22 protein-coding genes and 1 pseudogene are annotated in these 26,562 nt (G+C 46.6%); 5 read left to right on the top strand and 18 right to left on the bottom strand.

Annotated features, from left to right (window positions below; translation table 11 throughout):
* Nucleotides 1-48: 48 nt before the first annotated feature.
* The 3 genes and pseudogenes from C6P39_RS28270 to C6P39_RS28155 form a co-directional block, all read right to left on the bottom strand.
* Nucleotides 49-1,314, bottom strand: a complete 1,266-nt coding sequence (locus C6P39_RS28270) for a sortase B protein-sorting domain-containing protein (RefSeq protein WP_330407143.1) — start codon at nucleotides 1,312-1,314, stop codon at nucleotides 49-51.
* A 33-nt stretch (nucleotides 1,315-1,347) separates the two neighbouring features.
* Nucleotides 1,348-4,767, bottom strand: a pseudogene (locus tag C6P39_RS10735) (carbohydrate binding domain-containing protein); the annotation flags it as partial.
* Nucleotides 4,768-4,806: 39 nt separating this feature from the next.
* A complete protein-coding gene (locus C6P39_RS28155; RefSeq protein ID WP_278277967.1) occupies nucleotides 4,807-4,935 on the bottom strand; it encodes a hypothetical protein in 129 nt (42 codons plus the stop codon).
* Between the two features lie 265 nt (nucleotides 4,936-5,200).
* On the opposite strand from C6P39_RS28155, the gene C6P39_RS10730 reads away from it, so the two are divergent.
* Nucleotides 5,201-6,481, top strand: coding sequence for a glycosyl hydrolase family 18 protein (locus C6P39_RS10730; RefSeq protein WP_104803777.1), 1,281 nt, complete (start codon nucleotides 5,201-5,203; stop codon nucleotides 6,479-6,481).
* Here C6P39_RS10730 and C6P39_RS10725 read toward each other — a convergent pair.
* Both C6P39_RS10725 and C6P39_RS10720 read right to left on the bottom strand, forming a co-directional pair.
* Nucleotides 6,467-6,706 carry a hypothetical protein gene (locus tag C6P39_RS10725; protein WP_095174980.1) on the bottom strand — a complete coding sequence of 80 codons (240 nt, stop codon included), beginning with the start codon at nucleotides 6,704-6,706 and terminating at the stop codon, nucleotides 6,467-6,469. The genes C6P39_RS10730 and C6P39_RS10725 overlap by 15 nt on opposite strands.
* Nucleotides 6,707-6,998: 292 nt before the next feature.
* Nucleotides 6,999-7,871, bottom strand: coding sequence for a tyrosine-type recombinase/integrase (locus C6P39_RS10720; protein WP_242987010.1), 873 nt, complete (start codon nucleotides 7,869-7,871; stop codon nucleotides 6,999-7,001).
* A gap of 207 nt (nucleotides 7,872-8,078) precedes the next feature.
* Between C6P39_RS10720 and C6P39_RS10715 the strand changes: the two genes are divergently transcribed.
* Genes C6P39_RS10715 through C6P39_RS10705 form a run of 3 tightly spaced genes read left to right on the top strand, consistent with a single transcriptional unit; the run spans nucleotide 8,079 to nucleotide 12,655 of the window.
* Complete coding sequence (locus C6P39_RS10715) at nucleotides 8,079-8,795, top strand: LytR/AlgR family response regulator transcription factor (RefSeq protein ID WP_158661530.1); 717 nt, start codon at nucleotides 8,079-8,081, stop codon at nucleotides 8,793-8,795.
* 9 nt (nucleotides 8,796-8,804) lie between these two features.
* Nucleotides 8,805-10,763 carry a hypothetical protein gene (locus tag C6P39_RS10710; protein ID WP_104803776.1) on the top strand — a complete coding sequence of 653 codons (1,959 nt, stop codon included), beginning with the start codon at nucleotides 8,805-8,807 and terminating at the stop codon, nucleotides 10,761-10,763.
* Complete coding sequence (locus C6P39_RS10705; RefSeq protein ID WP_104803775.1) at nucleotides 10,760-12,655, top strand: ATP-binding protein; 1,896 nt, start codon at nucleotides 10,760-10,762, stop codon at nucleotides 12,653-12,655. Before C6P39_RS10710 ends, C6P39_RS10705 begins: the two co-directional genes overlap by 4 nt.
* Before the next feature lie 43 nt (nucleotides 12,656-12,698).
* On the opposite strand, the gene yicI is transcribed toward C6P39_RS10705, so the two are convergent.
* Genes yicI through C6P39_RS10675 form a run of 6 tightly spaced genes read right to left on the bottom strand, consistent with a single transcriptional unit; the run spans nucleotide 12,699 to nucleotide 20,984 of the window.
* Nucleotides 12,699-14,954, bottom strand: a complete 2,256-nt coding sequence (gene yicI / locus C6P39_RS10700) for an alpha-xylosidase (protein ID WP_104803774.1) — start codon at nucleotides 14,952-14,954, stop codon at nucleotides 12,699-12,701.
* Between the two features lie 12 nt (nucleotides 14,955-14,966).
* The gene (locus tag C6P39_RS10695; RefSeq protein ID WP_104803773.1) at nucleotides 14,967-16,085 is read right to left on the bottom strand and encodes an anaerobic sulfatase maturase; all 1,119 of its coding nucleotides are present in this window, start codon (nucleotides 16,083-16,085) and stop codon (nucleotides 14,967-14,969) included.
* Between the two features lie 22 nt (nucleotides 16,086-16,107).
* Complete coding sequence (locus tag C6P39_RS10690) at nucleotides 16,108-17,913, bottom strand: sulfatase (protein ID WP_104803772.1); 1,806 nt, start codon at nucleotides 17,911-17,913, stop codon at nucleotides 16,108-16,110.
* A 14-nt stretch (nucleotides 17,914-17,927) separates the two neighbouring features.
* Nucleotides 17,928-18,821 carry a carbohydrate ABC transporter permease gene (locus tag C6P39_RS10685; RefSeq protein WP_095174987.1) on the bottom strand — a complete coding sequence of 298 codons (894 nt, stop codon included), beginning with the start codon at nucleotides 18,819-18,821 and terminating at the stop codon, nucleotides 17,928-17,930.
* Entirely contained in the window at nucleotides 18,808-19,701 is an 894-nt protein-coding gene (locus tag C6P39_RS10680) for a carbohydrate ABC transporter permease (protein WP_242987009.1), read from the bottom strand. The genes C6P39_RS10685 and C6P39_RS10680 overlap by 14 nt, the downstream gene beginning before the upstream one ends.
* 14 nt (nucleotides 19,702-19,715) lie before the next feature.
* Entirely contained in the window at nucleotides 19,716-20,984 is a 1,269-nt protein-coding gene (locus C6P39_RS10675; protein WP_158661529.1) for an ABC transporter substrate-binding protein, read from the bottom strand.
* Between the two features lie 416 nt (nucleotides 20,985-21,400).
* Here C6P39_RS10675 and C6P39_RS10670 point away from each other — a divergent pair, with 416 nt between their 5' ends.
* Complete coding sequence (locus tag C6P39_RS10670; RefSeq protein ID WP_158661528.1) at nucleotides 21,401-22,456, top strand: LacI family DNA-binding transcriptional regulator; 1,056 nt, start codon at nucleotides 21,401-21,403, stop codon at nucleotides 22,454-22,456.
* A 54-nt stretch (nucleotides 22,457-22,510) separates the two neighbouring features.
* On the opposite strand, the gene rplA is transcribed toward C6P39_RS10670, so the two are convergent.
* The 7 genes from rplA to C6P39_RS10635 form a co-directional block, all read right to left on the bottom strand.
* Nucleotides 22,511-23,206: a 50S ribosomal protein L1 gene (rplA, locus tag C6P39_RS10665; RefSeq protein WP_033139666.1), complete on the bottom strand. Its 696-nt coding sequence runs from the start codon at nucleotides 23,204-23,206 to the stop codon at nucleotides 22,511-22,513.
* 79 nt (nucleotides 23,207-23,285) lie between these two features.
* Nucleotides 23,286-23,711, bottom strand: coding sequence for a 50S ribosomal protein L11 (gene rplK, locus C6P39_RS10660; RefSeq protein ID WP_018597035.1), 426 nt, complete (start codon nucleotides 23,709-23,711; stop codon nucleotides 23,286-23,288).
* 81 nt (nucleotides 23,712-23,792) lie between these two features.
* Entirely contained in the window at nucleotides 23,793-24,308 is a 516-nt protein-coding gene (gene nusG / locus C6P39_RS10655) for a transcription termination/antitermination protein NusG (protein WP_065543581.1), read from the bottom strand.
* Nucleotides 24,309-24,323: 15 nt separating this feature from the next.
* Nucleotides 24,324-24,527 carry a preprotein translocase subunit SecE gene (gene secE / locus C6P39_RS10650; RefSeq protein WP_065543582.1) on the bottom strand — a complete coding sequence of 68 codons (204 nt, stop codon included), beginning with the start codon at nucleotides 24,525-24,527 and terminating at the stop codon, nucleotides 24,324-24,326.
* Nucleotides 24,528-24,548: 21 nt separating this feature from the next.
* A complete protein-coding gene (gene rpmG / locus C6P39_RS10645; protein WP_018597038.1) occupies nucleotides 24,549-24,698 on the bottom strand; it encodes a 50S ribosomal protein L33 in 150 nt (49 codons plus the stop codon).
* A 178-nt stretch (nucleotides 24,699-24,876) separates the two neighbouring features.
* On the bottom strand, nucleotides 24,877-25,704 hold the full coding sequence (locus tag C6P39_RS10640) for a carbohydrate ABC transporter permease (RefSeq protein ID WP_095174991.1): 828 nt from the start codon (nucleotides 25,702-25,704) through the stop codon (nucleotides 24,877-24,879).
* Between the two features lie 12 nt (nucleotides 25,705-25,716).
* Nucleotides 25,717-26,559, bottom strand: coding sequence for an MBL fold metallo-hydrolase (locus C6P39_RS10635; protein WP_104803770.1), 843 nt, complete (start codon nucleotides 26,557-26,559; stop codon nucleotides 25,717-25,719).
* Nucleotides 26,560-26,562 lie beyond the last annotated feature (3 nt).

Here is a 26,562-nt window from a genome sequence, read left to right as displayed (position 1 = left end):
TCACTCCTGAAAATGGGGGCTGCCAAGAACAGCCCCCATACTTCCCACTTACTTTTGGTATTTACGTTTCTTTCCTAAAATTACTGCTGTACCTCCTGATAATACCAGAAGTCCTGCTAAAAGTGCAAGCGGAGATTCATCACCTGTCTTGGCACTCTTGGCCGTCTTGGTCCCTGATGTGGAAGATGGCTTTTTCTTTGTGGTACCCGGTGTACCTGTTTTTTTCTTCAGGTTTTTAATTGCCTTTTCCAGGCTGTCTTTTGCTTTGTTCACTTCAGACTGCGATGCTTTGTCGTCTTCTAATACCGATGCTGCCGTTTCCAGTGCTTTTTGGAACTGTTTCCAGGAGGCACCCGTATAACTTCCCTGCTTGTCATCTTTATGTTTGTCATAAAGTTTTTGCAGAGCGCTCTTGTCCGCACCTTTCTCCTTCAGTCCCGATAGTGCTGCACTTAAATCGGACGCCGCTTTGTTGATCTCCTCCTGGGTGGCGGAGTCATCGTTCAATATTGTCTCCGCGTTTTTCAGGGCGTCGGCAAAGATCCTCCAGGTTTCATCTGTATAGTTGTTCTGTTTGTCATTTTTGTGGGCATTGTATAATTTTCCCAGAGCGCTTTTGTCTGTTTCAGACTTAGGATTCTCCTTCAAAGCGGCAATGGCTGCTTCCAGGTTTTCCTTTGCCTTGTCTACCTTTTTCTGGTCCGCGGTATCATCTTTCAGAACAGCATCGGCATTCTTTAACGCATCCTGGAAATCTTTCCAGGTCTTGTCCGTAAAATTCCCCTGCTTGTCATCTTTATGGGCGTTAAACAGTTTCTCCAGAGCGGCCTTATCTGCCTTCCCTTCTGTTTTCTCCTCCAGCGCTGCAATTGCATCTTCAAGCAGTTTCTTTGCCTGTTCTATTTTGTCCTGGTCCGCAGTTTCATCTCCGAGAACTGTCTCTGCATTCTTCAAAGCATTTCGGAAATCTTCCCAGGTCTTATCTGTAAAGTTCCCCTGCACGTCATCTTTATGCAAGTCATAAAGTTCCTGCAGACCTTTTTTATCCACCACCGGTTTCTCACTCTTCTTTGCCAGAGCTTCATAGGCCTTTTTCAATGTTTCCGCTGCTTTGTTAACCGTATCCTGCGTTGCGTCCGCATTCACTTTCTCAAGCTTGGCTGCCAGAACAGCATCCTGGTATGCGTTCCAGGATTCTTCCGTATAGTAGGATTCCTCCTCCTTTGGAACAAGGGCCAAAGCTTCATCCAGAGCAGATGTATCCAAATTCTCTTTGGTCACGGTATATCTCTCGTACAGTTTTACATCATCCATCTGTACTGTTGCCAGGTCACTGTTAATGCTGATACTGATCTTGTCATAACCCTTGGTAGTGAATGCAAAGCTTGCTTTTCTCCACTCTCCTGCTCTTGTGAGAGACTCCGGATGGGCATTGCCCAGCTTAATGTCGCCGGATCCTGTCACTCTGTTATGGTGTTTTGCTTCAATGGCAACCTTGCCGGTGTCCGATGCACTGCATTTGATCCATGCCTCCAGAATATATTCCGTGTTCGGTGTTACGGGAATCCCGCCCAGTTCAGAGTATGCGGTCTCTCCGGCATTTTTTTGGTCAACTTTCAGGCTGTGCTCACCGCTGTGGGCATCCCCTTTTACAACAGATACGGTACTCTGCCACTCTCCCCAGTCTCCCACGTCTCCGGACTCAAAATCCCCATTACTGTTTTCCGGATTATAAGATTCCAGAATATTGTCAGCCGTCTCAGCATCGTTCTCCTTAATGTCATCCTTCCTGATCAATGCCTGTATTGCCTGCTCCAGGTTCTTGGCATAACTGTCGATCATCTCCTGTGTAGCAAGCGGTCGGTCCATGGCTGTTTTGGCTGCTGACAGTGCCTTCTCCATCTCAGCAAATGTGGCGGCATCATAAGCATTTTTATCATATGCCTCCGCCATGGCTGTCAGAGCTTGCAGATAGGTTTTGTCCACCTGTGGCCTCTCAGCCGTACTCTTGCCCTGATACTCAAAAGCCCCCAGATCTACCAGCCCCCGGTTCTCTCCATCTGTGTACGGAGCAGGGTTTCCGGCATAGTCTTTGTTTTCTATAGTGATCTGCGTAGGAACCAGTTCATTTTCCACCGCTTTCAGAGATTCCTGGGGCGGGTCCATGTAATCGCTGCCCGCATCAATACAGGGTGATGTTGATTTTAGTTTAAAGCCCTCGGCGCTTCCCAGGGTTACAGTTCCGTCAGCAAAGCTTCCGTCCGTATAGTTTTCAGGATTTTCAAACTGCGGGTCAGCAATGATAACGCCTGCGTCCTCATCCTTTGGATACACATCCGCAATAGTGCCGTAAATACAGTTATTGCTGTAATTTACTCCCTCATTATTCACAAAGGTATCACTGTCTCCGCAGATAATATTGTTGTAGATATCTGTACCGCTGGAAGGCGCGGTTCCCCAGGTTGCCTGTTCCACAGCATTAACCTTATAGCCGTGATCCCAGTAAATGGTGTTGTTGTAGACCTGGTTGCCAATACTGCCTTTCTCACCGATACGCATGATACGCGCGCTGTCAAACAGACCGTCATTGACACTGACATTGTATCGGGCAACCGCATTTACCGTATAATAAGGTCCCGGGCAGGCCATCCAGAATCCGCCCTTGTTGTCGTGGCTGTAATTGTACTGGTACATTACGTTCTGATTGCCGTAATCGAAGTCAAAGGCCATACCATCCTGATAACTCTCTGTATGGGCCGCTTCATTATACTGCATGGTCACATTGTTGCAGTCCCACATCCAGATTGCTGCATGGGCGGGATTTCTGCTGTAGTCCCAGTCCTCACTGGCACTTTTCACCACAAGATTTTTCTCTGCGATACCGCCGTCTGCGTTGATAAGCACAATACCGTCACCGGCCACGTCATAGACATAGTTCTCTGCCACATATACATTCGGCGATCCGACCCATTTTCCTTTTCCCGCATCCTGTGCGCCGCTGCCGCCTACCAATACTCTGGATGCCCAGGAGCTTTCCATATAAATGGCTTCGTGGCAGACATTTTCTACCTTATTTCCGACAATTGTAAGATCTGTGAATTTGGACTCTACCTTATCTCCTGTCACAAGGGCGATCAAACCGCCTGAACCCTTCTGGGCACCACCCTGCATGTAACCGTTGACATCATGTACATAATTATTCTTCACAACAACGCCCGGAAGGTCTCCCCCATCGTGGTTCTCCACAAGGACACCTGTGAGCAGGTACTGGCTCTGTTTCTTTTTGGCATTGTCGTTCACAAGGTCCGCTGCATCCGCTTCCGTGTTGGTCACTTCCAGGTTCTGGACAGTGGTGTATTGGGAATTGTAGATATGAACTGCTGCCACATCCTGTTTCGGCGCGTTTTTGTTGGTCTGCCATGGGTTTCCATTGCCGTTGATAACAGGATTGGCACCCTCCCCGTATCTGTCTACATAAATAGGGTTGTCCTGGGTTCCTGCTGCCTCCTGAAGCTTAAGCTGCTCGCCGTTCCATGTACAGCCGGCCTTTAAAAGGAGTCTGCCGCCTGCCTGAAGGCGGAGCCGCTTTACATTTTCAAAGGTTTTCCATGCCTGTTCCGGGGAGGTTCCTGTAGCAGCGTCATCTCCGTTCCCGGCATCTATATAGAAGGTATCACTGCTGGTGATCAGGGAGTCATCTCCCGAATTATCCGGATTGTCCGGATTCTCCGGGCCGTCTGTTTTTACAAGCCTGATATTCCTGGCTTTAGCGGTTCCCTTCTCTAACCAGACACTGATGTTTTTGGAAGTCTGGCCTGCAGGCATCTGGAAGGTAACGGATATGGTCTCCCACTCCCCTGTTTTTGCATTTACTGCAAAAGACTTATCTCCACTGTCTGTCTGAGGCTTTTTCTGGGCAATAGAAATGGCCTGTGCAGTGTCAGCATATACTTCTCCGCTGAGTTTATACCAAGCCTCCGGCTCCAGACCGTCCACATTCCGGTTGATTCCGTTTGCCGCTTTGCCGGCGTCAAAGGAGCTGTAGAAGCCGCCCTCTTCCTCATGGATGGTGATCTCAGCATTTTCCGGCCAGATTCCCCATCCGTTCAGTCCGTCTGAAAAGTCACCGTTTGCCAGAAGGTTTGTCTCCTCCTGCTGACCCTGCTGTTTCTCCAGGCCGGCAACAGCGGCTTCCAGTTCTCCCGTAATGGAATTTACTTCCTCCTGTGTCTTCTGGGCCGCATCGTAAGAATAGATATCTGTGTAAGTCCTGGATTCCTCTGCCTTATTCTGAAGCACTCCCAGTGACTCAGCCGTGTAGATATCCGTCTGTCCCAGTTTTTCCTCTGCATCCGCAAGTGCTGCCTCAAGTGCAGATAAATCCGGTGCCTCATACAGATTTACATCGTCTGCATATGCAGTGCCTGCCCCTGCGTTCAGCCATGTATAAACATTGGGCTTCTGGGCATTTTCCCACATAGTAAAGCGCACGGCAACTTGAACCCACTCGCCCACTTCGCTGCGGGACTTTACGGCAAACTGCGGGTCGCTTCCCTTTCCTTCATTCTCATGGAATCCTATAGAATAGGAATTGGCGGTAGTCTGGTAAATCTGGGCCGTGAGCCAGTAATCCTTCCCCGGTGTCAGGGCAATGTCCTGTGTGACCTGAGACCCGTTTCCTTTTGCTTCCTCTCTCAGACAATAACTGCCCTCTGCCGGCTGGATCACATTACTTCCAACTCTCTCCATGCTGGCTCCGCCATCGGTGCACCAGCCGTTTTTTGTCCAGCCGTTTAGATCATCTTCTTAAAATCCTCCGTTTACAAGCATACCTGCAGTCGGTTCTGCCATGACAGGCACAGCCAAAGTCATATTCCCCATAATCATGGCTGCTGCCATCAGCATGGAAATTCCTGATTTCCATTTTTTCATCATTTTGACCTTTTCCTCCTTCAATTCAGAATATTTCTTATTCACTTCTTAAAACCTGCATCCTCCTCTCCTTCGGGCATTGTCGTCATTTGCACTATAAATACGGAGATTTACCCCATTTTTTATATAGTATCACAACAGCCGCTGCGATTTTTTTCATATTCGACTCCATTTATAACATTTTCAACCATTTTGACTAAAACTTTAATAAACCCTTTGATTAAACATTTTCCGTTCCTCACATAAACTAAAAGAAAAGGGTATTTTTATGATCATACATGTTGTGGCTCCAGGTGAAACCCTCAGCAACATTGCTGCACAGTACGCAGTATCCCCAAGCCGTCTTTCCTTTGACAACCAGCTAAGTGAGCAGGACCACCTGGTTGTAGGCCAGGCCCTCCTTGTTCTTCAGCCGGATCTGATCCATGAAACCACGCCGGGCGAGACCATCCCCTCTATTGCGGACCTGTACGGCGTCCCCGCTCTGCAGATCGTGCGGAATAATCCCTTCCTCACCAGCCAGCCGTTCCTCCGGCAGGGACAGTATCTGGTCATCCGTTACAAGGACCAGTCAGACAGACCCTTAACTGCGGACGGTTATGCTTATCCTTTTATCAATATGAGGCTGTTAGGGGAAACGCTTCCCTATCTGGGATATCTGTCCATTTTTTCCTATGGCTTTACCGAATCCGGCGAATTGATCCCCATTTATGATGAGCCTTTGCTGAACGCAGCCAGGGTATACGGCACCAAGGCTGTCTTTGTGCTGACACCCTTTACAGAAGCAGGAACCTTTAACAGCAATCTGGTCACCATTGCCTCTCAGAATATGGAAGTTCAGGAAAATCTCATGGAAAATATACAGAGAACGGTACAGAATAAAGGATATTCTGAAGTAGATGTGGATTTTGAGTATATAAGAGCCGAGGACCGGCTGGCTTATGTGGAATTTGTGCGGAGACTGACCCGGAGGATGAACGCAGTGGGAATCACGGTCTCCGTGGCACTGGCGCCTAAAATATCTGCGGACCAGCCGGGACTTCTGTATGAGGGGGTGGATTACAGACTTCTGGGGGAAGCGGCAAACTCGGTGCTGCTGATGACGTATGAATGGGGCTACACCTACGGTCCGCCCATGGCTGTTGCTCCCATACCTTCGGTGAGGCAGGTCTTAGAATACGCGGTGACGGAAATCCCCCCTGAAAAGATTTCCATGGGCATACCGAACTACGGATATGACTGGCCTCTTCCCTTTGTCCGGGGAGAAACAGCCGCCGTAACCATAGGAAACCAGCAGGCTGTGGCCATCGCTGCTGCCAATAATGCCGTCATACAGTATGACGAAATATCACAGGCCCCCTTCTTTGAATATAATGACCGGGGCACAGACCATATTGTATGGTTTGAGGATGTGCGCAGTATCCTGGCCAAATTCCAGCTCGTAAAAGAATTCGGGTTTCCCAGAGTAGATTACTGGCAGCTCATGCGGTCTTTCCGCCAGAACTGGCTGCTCCTCTGTACAGAATTCTCCTTGTCAGACCCCTTTTAAACGATCACACAGATACTGGCGGGCTGCCTGGGCGTTATTAAAGTGCGGAGTTTTTTTGCCCAGTATATACCCTGCTGCCTCCTCCCACTCTTCCTGTGGATACTCTTGAGATGAAATCCTGCTCACTGCGTCATGGATCTTTATCCTGCTGATGCAGCCGTGCAGGTCCGACAGCATTGTTGTGCCGTTTTCTCTTGCCAGCCTGTCCAGTAATTTATCCTTCAAACTCCGCACCTCCTTTTTCATTATCCTGTGAAGACTACATAATGATGGTTATGTGGTCATAGAAACAAATGTTTTAAACTTGAATACATAGCAATTTTATCATGCTTCCTCTTAAAATACAATATTTTATACCGGAGAACATGGGAAAAGACACAGAGAATAAACCGGAGGCATCCTGATACATGCGCCGGTTTACTTCCTGTGTCTATTTTTAATGAAATCTTCTTTTGTGGGATGCACAGAAGTCTGATCCTCAGAATCGTGACCACATAACCATCATTATGTGGTTTTTTTATATTCTCAACACAACAAGCCCCATCTTGTCCACCTGTCTGGCATGTTCCGTACCGCTTTCCATGGTATAGATGCGGGTCGTGGTCACACTGGAATGTCCCAGCAGGTCTGCAAGCCTGGATAGATCCTTTTCCATGCGGTAATAGGTCCTTGCAAATAAATGGCGCAGGTTATGAGGAAACACTTTTTCCGGCTCAACCCCTGCACTGCAGCACAGATTCTTCATGTCTCTCCATATATTAGAGCGGTCCAGCGGCCTCCCGTTTTTTGTACAAAAAATAACTCCTTTTCTGATCCCCTGCTCCCGGCAGTACACCTGCAGGGCACGGCTCAAGGCCCTTGGAAGGAAAATGATACGTTTTTTCCCTTTACAATCCACAATCGCGCGTCCTGCTTTTACTGTCTCCAGTGTTACAAACTGCAGCTCCGAGACCCGTATGCCTGTTGAACAAATCGTCTGCAGGATCAAGGCCAGACGGCGGTTCTGTTTTTGCTCAGCAGCATTCACCAGCCGGATATACTCCTCTCTTGACAGCTCTTTTTCCGGTTTCGTAAAGATCTCCCTCTGAATCTTCAGCGGTTTCACCCTGTACTGGGGATACCCGGCCCATTCAAGAAACCCGTTTACTGCTGCCAGCATAGAATTCACACTGGCAGGCAGATAACTCTGTGTCAGTTTTTCCTTCCAGCACAGCAGGCTTTCCTTTGTAACTGTCTCCCCCTGAAGGAACATAAAGTATGACCTCAGGTCATGCACATATTTGACAATGGTATTCCTGCTCCTCTCTTCCCCTAAAAGGTAGTTCTCGTAGCCCTTTACCAGACCGTCCTCATCCATCTGAAACGTTGCCGCCGCATTTCTGCACTCCATAATCAACCAGCCTTTCTGTCACATCCTGAACCTTGCATTTACTTCTGTCATCTGTTATTGTACCTGATATGTACATCCTATATACACAATACAACAAACCATCTTAAATGGTGCACGAATTCCTTTTTTGTTGTTGGAATGGTAAATACACCCGAAAGTTTTACATGCTATAATAATAGTGGAATTTTATGCCTGGAGGTGTTAAACTTGAAAATTGCAATTGTAGATGATCAAGAAAAAGACAGAGATGAGTTAAAGAATGTATTGATCCCCTATCTGAATACTTTGGATCTTGAAACGGATCTGTGTGAATATGAAAGCGCCGAAGATTTTCTTGGGGTTTTTGAAAAGGATGAATTTGATATATGCTTCATGGACATTTATTTAAAGAAAATGGATGGAATGACCGCTGCCAGACACCTTGCGGACCAAGACCCCAACTGTTTTATCATCTTCCTGACAACCAGCCCTGACTATATGGCGGAAGGATATGATGTGCGGGCATGGCGGTATATCGTGAAGCCCCTGCAAAAAGACATGATTCATAAGATACTGGGACCGTGCCTGGAACAAATTGTGCTGTCACGGCGTTATCTTCATGTAAGATCAGACAGACAGGAGCTGGACATTCCCTATTCCAGAATTTATTATATTATTACTTCATGCCGGAACACCATCATACATATGAGTGATATCCAGATCACCGTCTCTTCCAGAACCTCCTTCTCTGAGCTTACACAGCCGCTGCTGAAGGATTATCGGTTCTTTTGCTGTAACAGAGGCATTCTGGTAAATCTTACAAAGATAAAACGCATGGAGAAAGATACCCTCACCCTGCAAAACGGCGAACAGATACCGGTGAGCAGAAATAAGATAAGGGATACAAAGTCCGCGTTCCTGCAGGTTGCTTTTGAACGTGTTTAGGAGAAACGTATGAGAAAAAAACTTCTGGCTCTTTTAACCTTTATGTTCCTTACGGCAATAATGCATATGATCCCGGTGCAGGCCGGATCTGCAGATATCACTCTGCGTTCTTTTTCCCCTGAGGACGATTATGAAAACTTTATGGAATGTTCCGTCTTTTCAGGGGATGACCTCTCTGCCGTCATGGAGTCTGTTTCCAAGATGACGGTTACCGCCTGCTCAGAGGATCCCTTTATCCTATCTTCAGACAAAATCTTTTTTCTGCAGATGGACTGGTATGCGGACGGACAGCCGCAAACCGAGTCTGCATACCATAATATCCATTTTTCCATTGACACAAACGTACCCGGCAGGTATGAGCTGACGGGAAAGATCATGGTACCGGATGGTTTTCGCCTTGCAGAAGGACTGCAGATTCCCACTGTACATGTCACCATCAATATACTTCCAACGGATGAAAAAAGAGAAATCGTCAATCTGGACGCTGTCACCCCTCTAAGCAGCCTGCTGAATCCGGAGATCGTATATAAGGACGATGAAAATTATATTTCCGACCTTCAGTCCTCAGCCTACAGCCAATGGCTGGGACTAACCTCTGATCTGACTCAGGCGGCCGTTCTTGATATAAACTGGGACTTCAGTTCCGTGGACATCAGCCGCGAGGGAACCTATCCGGTTACTTTAACCCTTACCATGAATGAGGAATATGAAGACTGTTATTATATTGCGGACGAAAATACCCGCTATACAAAAACTATATATGTCGTCCACAGAGAAAACTGGAACTTTTTCATAACCACCGTTTTTCCCAACTTCTTTGTTGCGGATCTTTCAAGAACACCGGCCATATGGAATGACCTTGAAGTTTACTATCTTGTAAGTGAAACCCCTCTTGCCGAGGATTCTATTACCTACGATCCATTTATCCCCTGTGATACCCCCGGCTTCGTCAGCCTGGTTCCTGGCAGTGTCAGGATCAACCGCAGCCAACTGCATTTGAATAAGTATTACTATTTCTATTTTAAAGCCGAGGGGAAATACAGCAGCAATATTATATGCATTCTGGATGATGGCACAAATGTGGAGTATTCGTCCATGGAAGGCAACCGGGACGGCGGAGATTCCACAGAGACACCGGACACTCCCCAGATCAGCCAGCCGGCACCTCCCGTCCAAAACGGCAGCGGCACACCGCCTGCCGGGGAGGTTCCGCAGCAGCCGCCGGGTGATGAGACGCCTGCAGATAACGTCCCGTCAAACCCTCCCGCCGGTACGACACAGGAAAAGCCGGAAGACAATACCGTAGAAGATGAAGCTGTGCCCGACAGTGATCCCCAAAGTGCGGATAATACAGAAACGGATCCGGAGGAATCCAAAGACAGTCCGGAGGAAAACACTTTAAAAGACAACCGAAAGACCTCCGGTACCTCCTCTGCACTCCCCTCAGAAAAGGTGGAAAAAGGCGTCACTGAAATTTCCGGCTCCAGATTGTCCTATCTGTACCGTATATATGGGGATTACATTCCCTTCACCGGTGAAAATATCACCATAAAAATACCTGCCTCTTTTCTGAAGGATCTAGACATCCGGGAATCTGATATCCTGACTGTTGAGATCAAAGAATCTGACAGCCTCTCCTTCCGTCTGCGCATCCTGGTAAACAACAAAGAAATATCACTTGAATCAGGTATAAAAGCCACCATGCGGATAAACGGACAGCCGCTGCCTGATACCTTGTATCTAGACGGTCAAAAAACAGATATTGTGATAACGGAAATAAGCGGATACGCGTCTTTTGAAATACCGTCATGCGGGTTTTATGAGCTGAAATACCGGGAGAACGCGCCGCAAAAAAGTCTGCCCATAAGAAAGTCCGCCCCAGCCGCCCTGCTGCTGGCAGCGGCCGCTGTGGTGCCCGCCGCTTATATTCTGCGTTCCAAAAGAAAGCAGGTGAAAAACAAAATATGAGACTACATAAAAATCTGATACGGACCATGCTGCTCTTTTCCGCCAGTGTTATTTGTTTTTCTTTCGTCTTATTTTTTCTGTATAAACAAGACAACAAATACACAGACAACTGCCTCCAGCCAATCAGTGGAATTCTATGCCCCGACCGGGATTCCCTGGACGGGGATTTATTTTATCTTACAAACCAGTGGCAGTTTTATCCCGGAGCCCTCCTTACTCCAGATGACTTTAAACAGGGTCTTCCGGAAACCCCCATGGAATTTATCACCATAGGAAAGTATAACGATTTTTCCCTGGGAGATAAAAACAGGTCCCCCTACGGGGAAGCCACTTATAGGCTGTGTATAGAACTCCCATCCGAAAGCAGAGTGTATTCTCTGTATCTGCCGGAGATCTTTTCCTCCTATCGGCTGTATATCAACGGCACATTGCTTGCCGGCATGGGAAACCCGGATACCCGGGAGAGGGAGACCGGTATACAGACCGTCTCTTTCTCATCCCAGGGCCTGACGGTAATCGTAATCCAAACTGCCAATGCCAGCCACTTTTACAGCGGCATGACTTACCCGCCCATATTCGGCCCGGAAGAAAACGTATGGAAATACCAGTATGTCCGGTTGTTTCTACACAGCGCCGTGATCATTCTGGTCTTTCTGCTGTGCATATTTTCTGCCTATTTTTTTCTGAAACTGCGCGATAAAAGGGCAGGACTTTTTTCACTCATGTCCCTGCTGGTTACTGTTTATATCTCTTACCCGGTCTTCTACACATTTTTCAGTACGGAAAGATCCGTGTGGTATGGCATTGAACTTTTCACTACATACGCTATTTACTTTCTGTATGTTTATCTGCAGAACATATTCTTAAACTGCCAGGCTAAGGGATACCGGGTATTTTCAGTCTTTGTGCTGCTTTTCAGCGGGGCGGCATTTGTATATGGTACCTTCGGAGGTTCTTCCGCAATGGTACACTGCGTCTTCTCATACTCTGTAACAACCGTGAAGATCCTTGTGTCACTGTACCTGGCGGCCAATGTTGTATATGCCGGAGCCTGCGGGGAGGGTTTTTCCTCCTTTGTACCCATCCTGACGGGCATTGTCTGTATATCGCTCTGGGCTGACAGGCTCTTTCCCCTTTACGAACCAAAGTACGGAGGATTTTTCCCTGAATACTGCAGCCTTATTGCCGTCACATCCGGTGCCTTCTTCCTCTGGTCACAGCTTGCGGACGCCTACAGGCTGAACCGTTTTTATGAGGAGGAGAAGAAGCGGCTGTCCACACAGGTTGCGGTCCAGAAGGTGCACTACAGTGAGCTGACCGAAAAGATAGCAGAATCTGCAAGACAGAGGCACGATATGCGCCATCATCTGCGCACTTTGTATCAGTTTCTGGAAAACGGGGAATCGGAACAGGCTATGCGCTATCTGTCAAGCTGTGAGATCAGCCAGGCAGCCGCCCGCAGGGAGACATGCTGCGCCCATCCCATCGCGGATGCTCTGCTCCAGTATTATAAAGGCCAGTGCAGTGAGCATCATATTACCTTTCACGCCACGCTGGAAATGCCTGCGGAGCTTCAGATTGAAGATGCTGATATCTCCATCCTCTTCGGAAACCTCCTGGAAAATGCCTATGAGGCCTGCATGGAATACCGGGGACAGCATCCCTCCATAAAAATACGGGGAAAATACAGGGAGGCAGGCTTGCTGGTCCGCTTTGAAAACACATTCTCCAATCCCCTGAAAGAGAAAAACGGAACCTTCCAGTCCACCAAACATGACGGTCCGGGAATCGGAACGGAGTCTGTAAAAAAAGTAGTCCAGCAGTACCAGGGGACTGTGGAATTTGCAAAGGAAGGGCATATCTTTCAGGTTTCCATTATATTGCCCTTATAAGAAAGCAGACGGCTGTTTTCGCAACTATGCCGTCTGCTTCTATCTATTCTTCAAGTACAACTTTCAATTTTTCTTCTCCGAGAACTTCACAGGTAAAATTCCTGCATCTTCCTTCTGCCCTTAACTTAATGGTCCCGCCTGCCCTGTTTGCTCTTACCTTCATAACTGTGGACCCTTTTACATCTGTGACAAAAACTTCCTCTTCACAACCATCATCCGGAAAGTAGAGAAGCAGCTTTACCCCATCTGCATAGTCATAATCCGGCCTTTGGCAGTTCGCTCCCACAGGCACGATACTGCCGGAGCGGACTAAGAGAGGAAGCGTAAAGTAATCATAGGTCTCTTTCTGCCAGCCTCCTCCCATGTAGGAATTCCCTGTCAGCAGATTCACCCAGTTTCCTTTCGGAAGATAATATTCAACCTCCCCGGATTCCTTGAACACAGGGGCCACCAGGAGTGAATCGCCAAGCATATACTGCTTGTCCAGCGTTTCACAGCAGCGGTCTCCCGGAAACTCCAGAAACATGGGCCGCATGAGGGGAATACCCTCCTCATGGGTTTTCACTGCCTGTCTGTAGAGATATGGCATCAGAGCACACTTTAACTTTACAAATTTTCGCAGGACGTCGCACGCCTCCCGGTCAAATATCCAGGGCACACGGTAGGTGGAGGAACCGTGCAGACGGCTGTGGGAACTTAAAAGCCCAAACTGGCACCAGCGTTTATAGATGTCCGCGGATGCTGTACTTTCAAATCCGCTTATGTCATGGCTCCAAAATCCAAAACCGGCACACGCAAGAGAAAGGCCGCTGCGGATCGTCTCAGCCATGGACGCATAGGAAGCGGAACAGTCACCTCCCCAATGTACAGGAAATTTCTGCCCTCCCACCGTGGCAGAGCGGGCAAAAAGAACAGCTTCCCCTTCCCCCCTTTCCCTCTGCAGCAGTTCAAATACCGCTTTGTTATATAAGTAGGTATAGTAATTGTGCATTTTCACCGGGTCGGAACCATCATAATATGCTATATCCCTGACAGGTATCCGCTCACCAAAATCCGTTTTAAAGCAGTCCACCCCCATATCCAGCAGCCCTTTAAGCTTGTTCTGATACCAAACCTCTGCCCTCGGATTTGTAAAATCCACGATCCCCATACCGGCCTGCCACATATCGGTCTGCCATACATCTCCGTTCTTCTTTTTCAGCAGATACCCCTCTTTTAAAGCCTCCTGAAAGAGTGGGGACTTTTGGCCGATATACGGGTTGATCCACACGCATATTTTAAGCCCCCTTTTATGATAACGGTCAAGCATCCCTTTGGGGTCGGGGAATGTGGCCGGATCCCAGGTAAAGTTACACCATTCATAGGCCTCCATCCAGTAACAGTCAAAATGAAATACATGAAGGGGAATATCCCAGTCTGCCATTCCCTGAATAAAACTGCCGGTTGTCTCCTCATCATAATCTGTTGTAAAGGACGTGGTAAGCCAGAGGCCAAAGGACCAGGCCGGCAAAAGTGCAGGCTTACCCGTCAGCTCTGTATACAGGGATACCGTGCCTTTGGGCGTATGCCCGTTTATGATGTAATAGGCAAGTCTCTCCCCCTCAACCGAAAACTGTACTCTTTCCACCTTTTCACTGGCTATCTCATAAGAGGCATCTCCCTCCTCGTCAAGAAGTACCCCGTATCCCTTGTTTGACAAATAAAAGGGGATATTTTTATAGGTGATGTCACTGGCGGTTCCGCCGTCCTCATTCCACATCTCCACACTCTGCCCGTTTTTTACAAAGGGGGTATAGCGTTCTCCCAGGCCATAGATGTATTCATCCACATCCAGGGCCAGCTGTTCCGTCATATATACCCTGCCGTCTCTTTCCTGTTTCATGTATGCCATGTTTCTGAAACCGGTATTGGTCAGTTCCCTGTCCCCGTCAAGAAAACGGATCCCCCAGGAATCCGGCCTTTTGTCCACAACTGCCTTTGTATTCCCGCTCTGAAAACTTAGGGTATCTTTATCCTCCTCTATGACAACATGAGGGGAACACCGGACTGTTTCCGCAAATGGACCCCTGGATGCTATCCCCTCAAAATGCGTAACTGTGACTTTAATGACATCTTCCATGGGACTGGTCAGGCGGATGGTCAGCATCCCAAGGTTCAGGCAGTCCCCTCTGTCCGCAATATGCCTTCCGGGTGCATAGAGGACCAGCTCTTTATCTTTCACTTTATGGGAGGAATATTCTGCCGCATAAAGCGGTGTGATTCCTTTTTTCACACACCAGTATCCATCTGTAAATTTCATATGCAGTCTCCTTTAATATCTGTGTGATAACTGTTCTGCGATCAGATACAGTCTGTCATAACATCTGTCAAAAAACATCTGATACGATCTGCAGAAACAGTTTACAGCCCCACCCCCGGCCTCTTCCACACGGTTTCTGCGGCAGCCGCCCCGGCATACAGAATAGTAACGGCAGTCCTTACACTGCCCGCTCTGATTTTGTGAACGTTCCACAAACCCTGATGCTGCCCTTTTTTCATATATTTCCCCAAAGGAATCCTCATTCAGATTCCCAATGGAATATCCGTCCAGCACATAAAAATCGCAGGGATATACACTGCCGTCCGCCTCCACTACATTCTGCAGGCCGCAGACCCCGTTCTGTTCGCAGGCATCCGGATAACCGCCCATTAGAATCCCAATATAGTTTTCAAACTGCCGTATATAAGGCTGTGTACCTTTTTGGTAGTCCGCATACCATAATTCAAATAGTTCGATCAAAAACTGACCGTACAGTTCCGGTTCCAGGCCGTAGGCTTCTTTCTGCGCACTGCTGTCCAGAGCGTCCAGACACGCGATATACTGCTGGAAGGAAAACCCCCATTTCTGATACTGCTGGTAAATCCTGTGGATCCTGGGCGCGGTTTTTTTATTGACTACCGTCAGGACATTAAAGTCCACTTTGTGGTCCTTCAGCATCTGTGCAGAGGAAAACACCTTTGAAAAGGTACCCTCTCCCTGTTTATCCTTCCTGCAGGAATCGTGTGTACACCGGATCCCGTCTATGGACAGCCCCACCAGGAAATGGTTTTCTCCAAGAAAACGGCACCACTCTTCATCTAAAAGATATCCGTTTGTCTGCAGCGCATTTTGGATCACCACAGAATGCCGGTTATATTTCTTCTCCAGCTCCACCGCTCTTTTAAAATACGCCAGGCCCGCCAGCGTAGGCTCGCCGCCCTGAAAAGCAAATGTACATACACCCTCTGCAAACTCCAGGGATTTCCTGATAACATTTTCCAGGGTTTCCGGGGACATGATCCCCAGATTCCCCATTTTCCTGTGATTCACTTCATCTGTATAGAAACAGTAGGTACACCTCATATTACATAAACCTGAGGCAGGCTTTATCATTACATTTAGTGCAGGCACTTTTTTCTCCTCGCATTCCCTGTCAGTTTAATCTGTATGCCATCTCCATGGTGAAGCAGACGCTCTCCCTGTCCGCTTCAGGGATGATCGAATTGATAAAGCGTTCCATGACCTTCCTGTCAATGCATCCAATACTGTCCTCACGGCAGAATTCCCTGAACCGTTTTACCAGTTCTTCTTCCTTCATATAAGGAGATGCCACATTTTTCAAGGCCGAGAACTGCCATTTTACAGGCTCCTCCCACCGGAAATCCCCCAATCCGCTCACCGGGTCATAGGCTTCCTTGTCTGCTCTCATCTCAAGGACTTTCTCTGAAGTTACATCTCCCTCCTTAGGAAAACCCATACGGCAGAACTGCTCCTGCGGAGCATCATTTTCCTTCATGAGCTGTATCATTGCGCAGATCAGCTCTGCCTCTTTTTCCGGGTCATCTATGGGGTGCTTTTGTTCCGGGTCTTTCTCCAGATCAAACAGAAGGTCCCCGTACCGGAAGCAGGATGCCACTGCGCCCCACTCCTCGGCGGACGGGATCTCCAGTACCGGACAGCTCTTTGTAAAAGAAAAAGGTTGTCTCAGCTTCATATCCTTCAGTTTCTTCGGATCCATTCTGGAACGCATTATGGTAGGCATAAGTGTATATTCCGCCAAAGGCTGGTTTTCTTTTTTTGCCGGCCCCCTCATGTACACAAATCTGCCGTCCGTGATGTTGATCATTGAGCCAAACAGACCGAAGATACCGTATTTCCTCACAGGCGTATCTTCTTTTATCACATTTTTCAGAGCAAATCCCTGCATATCCTCCGGAACAGGCACCTGGAAATAATCAAGAAGGGTGGGAGCCAGATCAATATTCTGCACCAACGACTGCCTGCGTTCCCCTTCGGCACCGCATCTTGGATCCCATATAAAAAGAGGGGTCCTGGCCATCTCGTTATACAAAGGCATAATGCCCTTTGCCCACCAGAGATGTTCTCCCAGCATGAACCCATGGTCTGTATTCACGATCAGCATAGTGTCGTCCCACATCCGGTACTCATCCATCAGGTCAAGGACCTGCCCCAGATAGTGGTCACACATACTCAGCAAAGCCCTGTATTTATTCCGCACTCCGGAAACCACCGCTTTATCCTCCGTAACAGGGCCGTAGGGAGGCCAGTCAAGAGGAGTGGCTGATTCCCCGTCCTTCCTGTATAGTTCCTGGTACTCTTCAGGCGAGAAAAAAGGTTCATGGGGGTCAAAGGTCTCAATCTGGAGAAACCAGTTGTCGCAATCCTTATTATCCCTGAGAAACGCAAGGCCATTGGAAAAGGTCTTAGCCTGGGGAAAGTCTTTTTCTTCTTTTATATGTCTGCGGTTAGCACAGTCCTGGCGCCTCATATTATATCCGATGGGATCTTTGGGAAATGGCCCAAAGGAACCCGGATGATCCTCTGCCCTGACTTTCAGATCCGCTTTCCAGGGATCACCTTCCTGCCCTCTGGAGCATTCCCAGGAATTATACCTGGTATGATAGGTCGCTCCCCCGTCTTCCCAGTAATGCTGATGGTCGGAGACAAGATGGGTATAGATACCATTTTTCTTCAATATCTCCGGCATGGAGTCATCAAAGGGTTCCAGAGGGCACCAACCCCTGTGAAGAAAATTCAGTCTGCCTGTATGCAGTTCACGTCTTGCAGGCATACACGGCAGGCTCCCTACATAGGAATTGTCAAAGGTTACACATTTCTCCCCCAAACGCCGGAAGTTAGGCATTTTAGTCAGCTCATTTCCGTAGTTGGGAAGGAAATGACGGTTCAGGGAATCGTACATCACCATAATTGCTTTCATAATTCAGTCTCCTCTCAATTCTTCATTCCTGATGATACAATTCCCTGCACAAAATACTTCTGCGCACAGGCATATACGATCACCATCGGTATTACTGTAATGATGGTGGCTGCCATCAGATAGTTGTAATGCGTCATGGAACTGCCCCGGAACATCTGCAGCCCAAGCTGTACCGTTTTCATTTTCTCAGACTGGGTCATGATCAGCGGATAAAAAAAGTCATTCCATGTGGCAACTGATTTTAAGATCGTCAGTGTTGCCAGTATGGTCTTGGAGAGGGGCAGATAAATGACAAAATAAGTCTTTATAACACCACACCCATCTATTCTGGCCGCATCGTCAAGGGATGTAGGGAATGTGGAATAAAACTGCCTGCACAAAAAGATACCAAACGCACCTGCCAAAAATGGCACGATCAGGGAACCATAACTGTCAAGAAGTCCTGTCCCTCCCTGGCCCAGTATGTTATTGCCTCCGAAAAACGGCGCTGAGCGCATCATCACATACTGGGGTATAATGATTGACTGGGGAGAAACCATCATTCCCAGCAGAACACTCATAAACAGAAACTCTCTGCCTCTGAATTTGAGCCTTGCGAATGCGTATCCGGCCATGGAGTTAAAGATCAGACTGCCCACTACGGTAACTGCTGTTATAAATAAACTGTTCTTAAAATACTGGAACCAGTCCCCCATGGCAAATGCCTGACGGAAATTTTCAAAGTTCCCAAAGCTTTCGGGCAGCCATTTGAAGCTGGCCATAGATATTTCCGGGTCTGTCTTAAATGCTGTCAACACCGTAAAAATGATCGGGACCAGCGTGATGAGGACCCAGATGATCAAAACCGCATAGCTTATGCCCTTCACCAGATTTTCCTTTTTCTTTTTTCCCATATCAGCCAAGGTCATTCTCATCACCTCCCCCAAATCTCATATTGATAAGCGTGATCGCAAAGATTATCACCATAAGCACCACTGCCTGCGCGGAGGCATACCCCATCTTATAATACTCAAATCCATTCCTGTATATCTGATGTGCGATGGTTGTGGTGGAGTTCATAGGCCCTCCGTTTGTCACGATCAGCACCTGCCCAAACACCTGGAAGGAATTGATACATGCCATAACAAACACAAAAAAAGTGGTTGGCTTCAGCATGGGTATCGTCACATGAATAAATTTTTTCCAGGATGTGGCCCCGTCAATGCTGGCCGCCTCGTACAGATAATCCGGTATCCCCTGAAGTCCGGACAAAAACAAGATCATATTATACCCCGTGGTACTCCATATGCTCATGATCGCTATGGATATCATAGCCATAGAGGCACTGCTGATCCACGGCACGGCCTGCATTCCAATATCTTTCAGCACCTTATTCAGGATGCCTGAGGTGGTGTCGTACAGATAGAGCCAGGCCATGGACACTGCCACCATGGAAAAAATATTGGGCAAATAGAACAAGGTCCGCAGAAATCCTTTTCCCTTCAGCTTCTGATTCAGAAACATTGCCAGCGCAAGCCCAAGAACCATGGCCGGTACAATCGCCAGTACACAATAAAACAGCGTGTTCCCAACACTTTTAACAAAAATAGGGTCCTTTGTCAGTTGAATATAATTGCTGATTCCCACAAAATGGGCTTTGCTTAAATCATAGTCCGTAAAAGACATGGCAATGGTCCAGATAACAGGAATCAGAATGAAAAATGTGTATATGAGATAACTGGGCGCGATCAGCAGATATGCTGCATTCTGCTGTTCCAGTTTTCCTCTTTTCTTCCCGATTTTTTTCATGATCATATAGTCTCCTATTTACTGGCCTCCACAACTGCATTCCACTGTGCAGCACTGTCCTTCAGCGCGGCTGCTGCCTCTGTTCCGTTAAACACAGATTCCATGGCAGGTCCGATATTAGATTGTGCCTCTCCAAAATTGGGATGCATGGGTTTTCCGTAGGAAAAGGATTTATCATAAGAATATACAATATTTTCATAGTCGGGATTGATCTTAATATAGTCCTCATTCAAAGATTTTCTGCCGGAATAATGACCTGCGATCTCAGCGAACTGCTTCAGGGAATCTTTGGAGAACATGTGGAGGAGCATATCTGCCGCTGTATCCGGATTCTTGGAGTTGGCGTTGGCCGCCAGGTAGTCTCCGATAAGCAGAGTCGGCATCTCATTTTTTATACAGCCGATCTGTCCGGGAAATGCACTGTCGTCTGTCACATAGCCCTGATTGGCGTCAATCGCCATGGCAGCAACGCCTGATGCCACACCTGTAGTTCCCGCAGCTGCATCCTGGAAGCATACATTTCCGGATTCATAAAGTTTATTCATGTACTCCATTGCCTGTATGCCGGCATCCTGGTCATAAACTGCCTTGTAATCGTCATCCCAAAGGGCAGGTTCGTCCGTAAACATCCCCATATAGGTAAAAAGTTCCTGTACTTCATCCGGGTCGATCTCCAGTCCGTAGGTTACCACATTTCCGCTGTCATCCCTGACCGTCATTTTCTCTACCAGTTTCTCAAAGTCTTCCGGACTCTTGATGTTCAATTCTTCCTCTGTAACCTGATTCTGCTCTGCGATATCTTTTCTGTAAAATATGGTTCTGTTGGACGGTTTGAAGAGAGCATAGTAATCACCATCCCGCTGGCAGATTTCCAGGATATTTTCATAAAAATCATCATATCCGTCCCAATCCTGGGGAATATATTCAGACAAATCCAAAAGATTGCCTGCCCTCTGCACCGAACCGATCTGCCCGTAGCCCAGCATAAAAATATCGGGACCGCTTGCACCTGCAAGACCTGTGTTCAGCTTTGTAAAGTAATCACTCCATGGAATGTAAGTAAGCTGATAATCTACATCTGTATTTTTCTCACAATATGTATCCAGAACTGTCTTATAAGCCTTGTCTGAATCCGCGTCCCCGCTTCCCGCGATCCAGATGTTCATGACTGTCTTTTCGCTCCCTTTTTTGCTCTCAGCTTTTGCCTCATCAGAGCCTCCCTGACATGCCGTGCACAGCATCATAACTGCCATTCCCAATGCGATCAAACTTTTTTTCTTCATCCTCTTATCCTTTCCGTTTTCCATTATTTGGTTAAGCGCTTTCTCATTTAAAATATAAGAAATTACCTTTGTGCAGCTACTCTGTTCCCTTATATCATTCACTTTATTCGGCAAATCAACTGATATTTTAGGTATTTATCGGTCGTACAACCTTTTGCGCACGTGGTTAAGCGCTTTCTCATGCTGTTACCATACATCAAACCGGCTTTTTAGTCAATATATTCTTCTGATATTTTATTTTTTTATACTCTTTGCACAATTATAAATGCTGTTTTTTGTTGATAATGTTTTATAAGCTTTGCGTAACCGTTTACACAAACTTATTGACAAATGGGGATTTCTCCTTTAAAGTAATACTAACAGAGGCAGATCTTCTGTCTTTCATGCAGTACACCAAAACGAAAAGGATATCAAAAATGGAATCTGAAAAAAATATTACGATATATGATATAGCCCAGGCAACCAATCTATCCATTGCCACCATTTCAAGGATCATTAATAAAAAGGGACGTTATTCCGCCGAGACGGAATCCAGGGTCATAAAAGCCATGGAGGAATTGGGTTATACCCCCAGTGCCAGTGCGCAAAGCCTTGCCTCCAATCAGACACACACCATAGGACTGGTCCTTCCATTCTGGAGTATACAACAGCCCAATGACGAATTTACGATCCAGTTTCTAAGCGGTGCCACGATCGCGGCCAATCATCTGAAATATGATCTGCTTTTAGATAACCGTTCCTTCGTCCCGTCAGCTTCCACCAGCCAGATCATAAAACGCCGCAGAGTGGATGGTTTTATTTTTTCCGCTGTGGGAAACAGTTACCAGCATTTTATGGAGGAGCTTATCACTTCCGGCTTCCCTACTATTTACACGGGAGTGCAGCTCCCCTTTGATAAGGACGGCTGCAACGTCTACGGAGGACATGAAATATACAAACAGGATTTTCTGGAGATCTGCTATCAGAAAGGATACCGAAATACAGCGCTGTTTACCAGCTATATGCAGGCTCAGGAACTGCAGATGGTGGAGATCAGCCGCCAGATCGTGGAAGATTTTCGGTTGAAGAAAGGGCTGTCCCAGGACCAGTGCCGCTTTGTCATGTACGATTATTACAATCCTAAAAGCTTTCAGTATGCACTGGAAGAACTGCTTACACAAAAAAATCCTGTGGAGGCTATTTACCTCGACCAGTTCCCTACCTGCAGCCATGCTTACAGTATCATAAGTTCCATGGGGCTGCGTATTCCTGAGGATATAGCGGTTGTGGCAACCAGCCAATACTCCCGGGGCGGTGAAGAATTTTCCCCAAAACTGACCACCACCTATGTACACTCCTATGAGATGGGGTACCGGGCAGTGGAACTTCTGGTCAACAAAATAGAAAAGAAAGGATTAGAGTTTGAACACGATATTCCCTATTCCTTTCTGTATAGAGAGAGTTTTCTCCCGCTGGAACAGGGGCAGGAATAAAAAGAGGCCGCCGCATTGATCTCTCAATACGGCGGCCCCTTTTTATTTCATCTATTACTGAGCTAACTTAACCGGGTTAAGCTTAACGCTCGGTCCCATTGTGGAAGCGAGTGTAACACTCTTCAGGTACTGACCTTTCAGTGTGCTTGGCTTAGCCTTTGTGATAGCTCCCATGAGCGTCTGGAAGTTGTCCGCTAACTGCTCCTCTGTGAAAGAAGCTTTTCCGATTGGCACGTGAATGATGTTTGTTTTATCAAGACGATATTCAATCTTACCAGCTTTGATATCCTGAACAGCTTTTGTAACGTCCATTGTTACGGTTCCGGCTTTCGGGTTTGGCATTAAGCCTTTTGGTCCGAGTACACGACCCAGACGTCCAACAACACCCATCATGTCCGGTGTAGCAACAACAACGTCGAAATCTAACCAGCCTTCGTTCTGGATCTTCGGAATCAGTTCCTCAGCTCCAACATAGTCTGCACCGGCAGCCTGAGCCTCATCAGCTTTGGCATTCTTTGCAAATACTAATACACGAACAGTTTTACCGGTTCCGTGCGGCAGTACAACTGCACCACGAATCTGCTGGTCTGCATGACGTCCATCACAACCTGTTCTGATATGAGCTTCGATTGTTTCGTCAAATTTAGCTACTGCTGTTTTCTTAACTAAAGCGATAGCTTCTTCTGTATCATATAAGTTTGCGCGATCAACTGCTTTTGCAGCCTCTACATATTTCTTTCCGCGTTTCATATTAAATAACCTCCTAGTGGTAATTGCGGGAATGTCCCTCCCACGTTCGTTTCAATAGTTCAAAAGGCAAGGCCTGGCCTTATTCCTCTACAGTGATTCCCATACTTCTTGCAGTACCTGCAATCATGCTCATTGCTGCTTCTAAGGAACCTGCATTTAAGTCCGGCATTTTCATCTCTGCGATTTCCTGGATCTTAGCCTTGGAAATTGTAGCAACTTTAGTTTTGTTCGGAACACCTGAACCGGATTTCAGGTTGCAGGCTTTCTTTAACAGAACTGCTGCCGGCGGAGTTTTGGTTATAAAGCTGAAACTTCTGTCCGCATATACTGTGATAACAACCGGGATGATCAAATCTCCCTTATCTGCTGTTCTCGCATTGAATTCCTTTGTAAACTGTACAATGTTTACACCGTGCTGACCCAGAGCAGGTCCAACCGGTGGTGCTGGTGTTGCCTTTCCAGCAGGGATCTGTAATTTAATATAGCCTGTTACTTTCTTTGCCATTTTTCGGCACCTCCTAATTATGTGGTAATGTCGGGGATTTCCCTCCCACGAGCCATGTGACGTATGGCCCTTTCATCTTCGTTACATTTTCTTAACTTCTGCGAAACTGATTTCAACTGGCGTTTCGCGGCCAAACAGCTCAACATTTATTGTCACAATCTGTTTGGATTCATTGATACTCTGGACAACGCCCACGGTATCTTTCCAAACTCCGCCTGTAACAACAACACTGTCACCTTCTTCAAAGTCGATCTGGACTGTAACGTTCCGGATACCCAGACGGTCCATCTCTTCCTCTGTCAAAGGAACCGGTTTTGACCCCGGACCAACGAATCCTGTGACACCGCGCGTGTTTCTTACAACATACCAGGTATCATCATTCATCACCATGTTAATAAGGACATAGCCCGGAAACATCTTCTTCTGCACCAGCTTCTTCTGGCCGTTTTTCATTTCCTCAACGTCCTCCATGGGAACACGGACTTCCAAAATCTGATCTTCCAGGTGTCTGTTTTCAATTGTCTTGTCAATGTTGGCTTTTACCTTGTTCTCATACCCTGAATAGGTATGTACAACATACCAATTTGTTTCTGACATAAAATCACCTTGTCCTTATTTGATTAATAGATTCAGAATCTGCAGGACGCCGCTGTCAATCACGGAAATGAGCACTCCCAGGATGGCAGTGATCGCTACAACCGCAACCGTCTGTTTAACCAGCGTCGGCCTGTCAGGCCAGATAATTTTTTTGAATTCAGCCTGAAGCCCTTTGGTCCAGTTCTTCTTAGGAGCTTTTACTTTCTTTTCTGCATCCATAGCTTCACCTCTCGAGCCCAATTATTTGGTTTCTTTGTGCATTGTGTGAGCCTTGCAGAACTTACAGTATTTTTTTGTCTCCATACGTTCCGGATGGTTCTTCTTTTCCTTTGTCATGTTGTAATTACGCTGTTTACATTCAGTACATGCCAATGTTATTTTTACGCGCACGACTTCTCCACCTCCATGTGTCTTTTATCTCCGGCAGATTCACGTCTCTGCCGCATGCAACGTTTCGGTTTCCTGCGACAAGACCTCTTTTGTTCCTGAAAATTAGGCACAAAAAAAAGACCTACTTCCACTGTCGCTTGTCCAGTTTAGCACAGAAAGAGGTCTTTGTCAATAAATTTTATCCTTTTGTTCCCGTGGTAGCAATTCCTTCCACAAACTGTTTTTGAAAAAGCAGAAACAATATTATCATAGGAATGATCGCGATAACTGATCCCGCCATAAGCTGCGGATAGTTTGTAGTATACTGCCCCTGAAGCATTGCCAGTCCTGAAGAAAGCGGCATTTTTTCCACCGAAGTATTGACAACCAGAGGCCACAATAAATCTTTATAAGCAAAGAGTGCCGTAAAAATAGCCAAAGAAACTATCCCGGATTTCGTCAGCGGCAACATTACCTTTAGAAATGTCTGCCCCGGATTGCAGCCATCTAATACTGCCGCTTCCTCAAGCTCTTTGGGTATCCCCATGAAAAACTGCCGCAGAAGAAAAATACCGAATGTACTGGCAATACCCGGTACAACCAATGCCTTGATTGTATTCTGCCATCCCAGATTGGAAACAATTAAATACTGGGGCAGAATAAAAATCTGGGAAGGTACCATCATTGGCATAAGTACCAGAATAAAAAGCAGATTTTTGAAAGGAAATTCCATACGTGCAAATGCATAGGCAGCCAAAGCGCTTAATATTGTAGAAAACACAATTCTGAGCAATATCATAAGGACTGTATTTACAAAAAAACTTGTAAAGGGAAGCGTATTCCACACATCTTTATAATTTACCGGATTCCACGTTTCCGGAAAAACAGCAGGAGGTACTTTTAAAGACTCTGAAAGGGACTTAAATGATGTAAGAAGACTCCACAAAAAAGGGAATATCATCACAACAGCTCCTAATGACAGAAGTAAATATACCACCAAATGGCTTTTATCCAGTTTTCTTTTCATATCTCCACCCCATTATCCTATTCTGCTTTTATCATATACAATTCCGCCAACGTCAAATTTTTTTACCAGTCCATCGTGAAATTCACAGCTATAAAAATCCCCTTTCCATTTTCCGTCAATGATTTTGGTAATCCCCTCCAGATAAATATAAACTATTTCTGATGGAAGTATGTATTGTGTGCAGCTGTGAGGATTATCCCTTTTTCCATGTGATGGAAATATTTTTGTTTCCTCACTTATGTAATGTGTAAGTTTCCTAAGGCTTTCCCTATACTCTTTTAAGGTTACAGACGGGCTGAGCATTCCAGGTCCCAAATGTCCCCAGGCCTCCCAGGTAAGGAGTACATCTCCTGTGAAAACCCACTGAAAGTGTTCCTCGATCAAAGCAATAGAGCCTATACTGTGGCTGGGTATCTCCAAAACTTTAAATACATATTTACCTATATCAATAATATCCCCATCTTTTAAAGTCTTTACTTTTCCTGCAATTCCGGGTGCCCACTTTTGCCTGGCAGTTTCACATACAGGTATCTGATCAATATAATACTCCTGCATAACTCTGCGCTCCTGTTCTCCAACCGGTATATGTGAATATGGTTCATCAAATCTTCCTACATATACCGTATCAAACTGATTATTTCCCGAATTATGATCCAAATGCGCGTGCGTGTTAATGACCATTACACGTTTCTCACCACATTTATCCGTTATAACCTTTTTTAAATCTGTAATTCCCAGACCGGTATCTATCAGCAATGCTGTTTTCGTCCCATTGATAAGATACATGGTCACCTTATCCATCTCGTTAATAGCCCATATATCCGGGCAAAGTTCAGTTATTTCTATTTCTTCCATGTT

The sequence above is a fragment of the Blautia marasmi genome (assembly GCF_900258535.1).
In the GTDB taxonomy this organism is placed as follows: domain Bacteria; phylum Bacillota; class Clostridia; order Lachnospirales; family Lachnospiraceae; genus Blautia; species Blautia hominis.
The sequence above is the reverse complement of the archived record's forward strand: the minus strand, read 5'-3'. Positions and strand labels throughout refer to the sequence as shown.

Excerpts from the sequence above, each read along its gene's own strand:
- C6P39_RS28270 (WP_330407143.1), bottom strand. The coding sequence starts at position 1,314 with ATGGATGATGTAAAACTGTACGAGAGATATACCGTGACCAAAGAGAAT.
- C6P39_RS28155 (WP_278277967.1), bottom strand. The coding sequence starts at position 4,935 with ATGATGAAAAAATGGAAATCAGGAATTTCCATGCTGATGGCAGCAGCC.
- C6P39_RS10730 (WP_104803777.1), top strand. The coding sequence starts at position 5,201 with ATGATCATACATGTTGTGGCTCCAGGTGAAACCCTCAGCAACATTGCT.
- C6P39_RS10720 (WP_242987010.1), bottom strand. The coding sequence starts at position 7,871 with ATGGAGTGCAGAAATGCGGCGGCAACGTTTCAGATGGATGAGGACGGT.
- C6P39_RS10710 (WP_104803776.1), top strand. The coding sequence starts at position 8,805 with ATGAGAAAAAAACTTCTGGCTCTTTTAACCTTTATGTTCCTTACGGCA.
- C6P39_RS10705 (WP_104803775.1), top strand. The coding sequence starts at position 10,760 with ATGAGACTACATAAAAATCTGATACGGACCATGCTGCTCTTTTCCGCC.
- yicI (WP_104803774.1), bottom strand. The coding sequence starts at position 14,954 with ATGAAATTTACAGATGGATACTGGTGTGTGAAAAAAGGAATCACACCG.
- C6P39_RS10690 (WP_104803772.1), bottom strand. The coding sequence starts at position 17,913 with ATGAAAGCAATTATGGTGATGTACGATTCCCTGAACCGTCATTTCCTT.
- C6P39_RS10685 (WP_095174987.1), bottom strand. The coding sequence starts at position 18,821 with ATGACCTTGGCTGATATGGGAAAAAAGAAAAAGGAAAATCTGGTGAAG.
- C6P39_RS10680 (WP_242987009.1), bottom strand. The coding sequence starts at position 19,701 with ATGAAAAAAATCGGGAAGAAAAGAGGAAAACTGGAACAGCAGAATGCA.
- C6P39_RS10675 (WP_158661529.1), bottom strand. The coding sequence starts at position 20,984 with ATGAAGAAAAAAAGTTTGATCGCATTGGGAATGGCAGTTATGATGCTG.
- C6P39_RS10670 (WP_158661528.1), top strand. The coding sequence starts at position 21,401 with ATGGAATCTGAAAAAAATATTACGATATATGATATAGCCCAGGCAACC.
- rplA (WP_033139666.1), bottom strand. The coding sequence starts at position 23,206 with ATGAAACGCGGAAAGAAATATGTAGAGGCTGCAAAAGCAGTTGATCGC.
- rplK (WP_018597035.1), bottom strand. The coding sequence starts at position 23,711 with ATGGCAAAGAAAGTAACAGGCTATATTAAATTACAGATCCCTGCTGGA.
- nusG (WP_065543581.1), bottom strand. The coding sequence starts at position 24,308 with ATGTCAGAAACAAATTGGTATGTTGTACATACCTATTCAGGGTATGAG.
- secE (WP_065543582.1), bottom strand. The coding sequence starts at position 24,527 with ATGGATGCAGAAAAGAAAGTAAAAGCTCCTAAGAAGAACTGGACCAAA.
- C6P39_RS10640 (WP_095174991.1), bottom strand. The coding sequence starts at position 25,704 with ATGAAAAGAAAACTGGATAAAAGCCATTTGGTGGTATATTTACTTCTG.
- C6P39_RS10635 (WP_104803770.1), bottom strand. The coding sequence starts at position 26,559 with ATGGAAGAAATAGAAATAACTGAACTTTGCCCGGATATATGGGCTATT.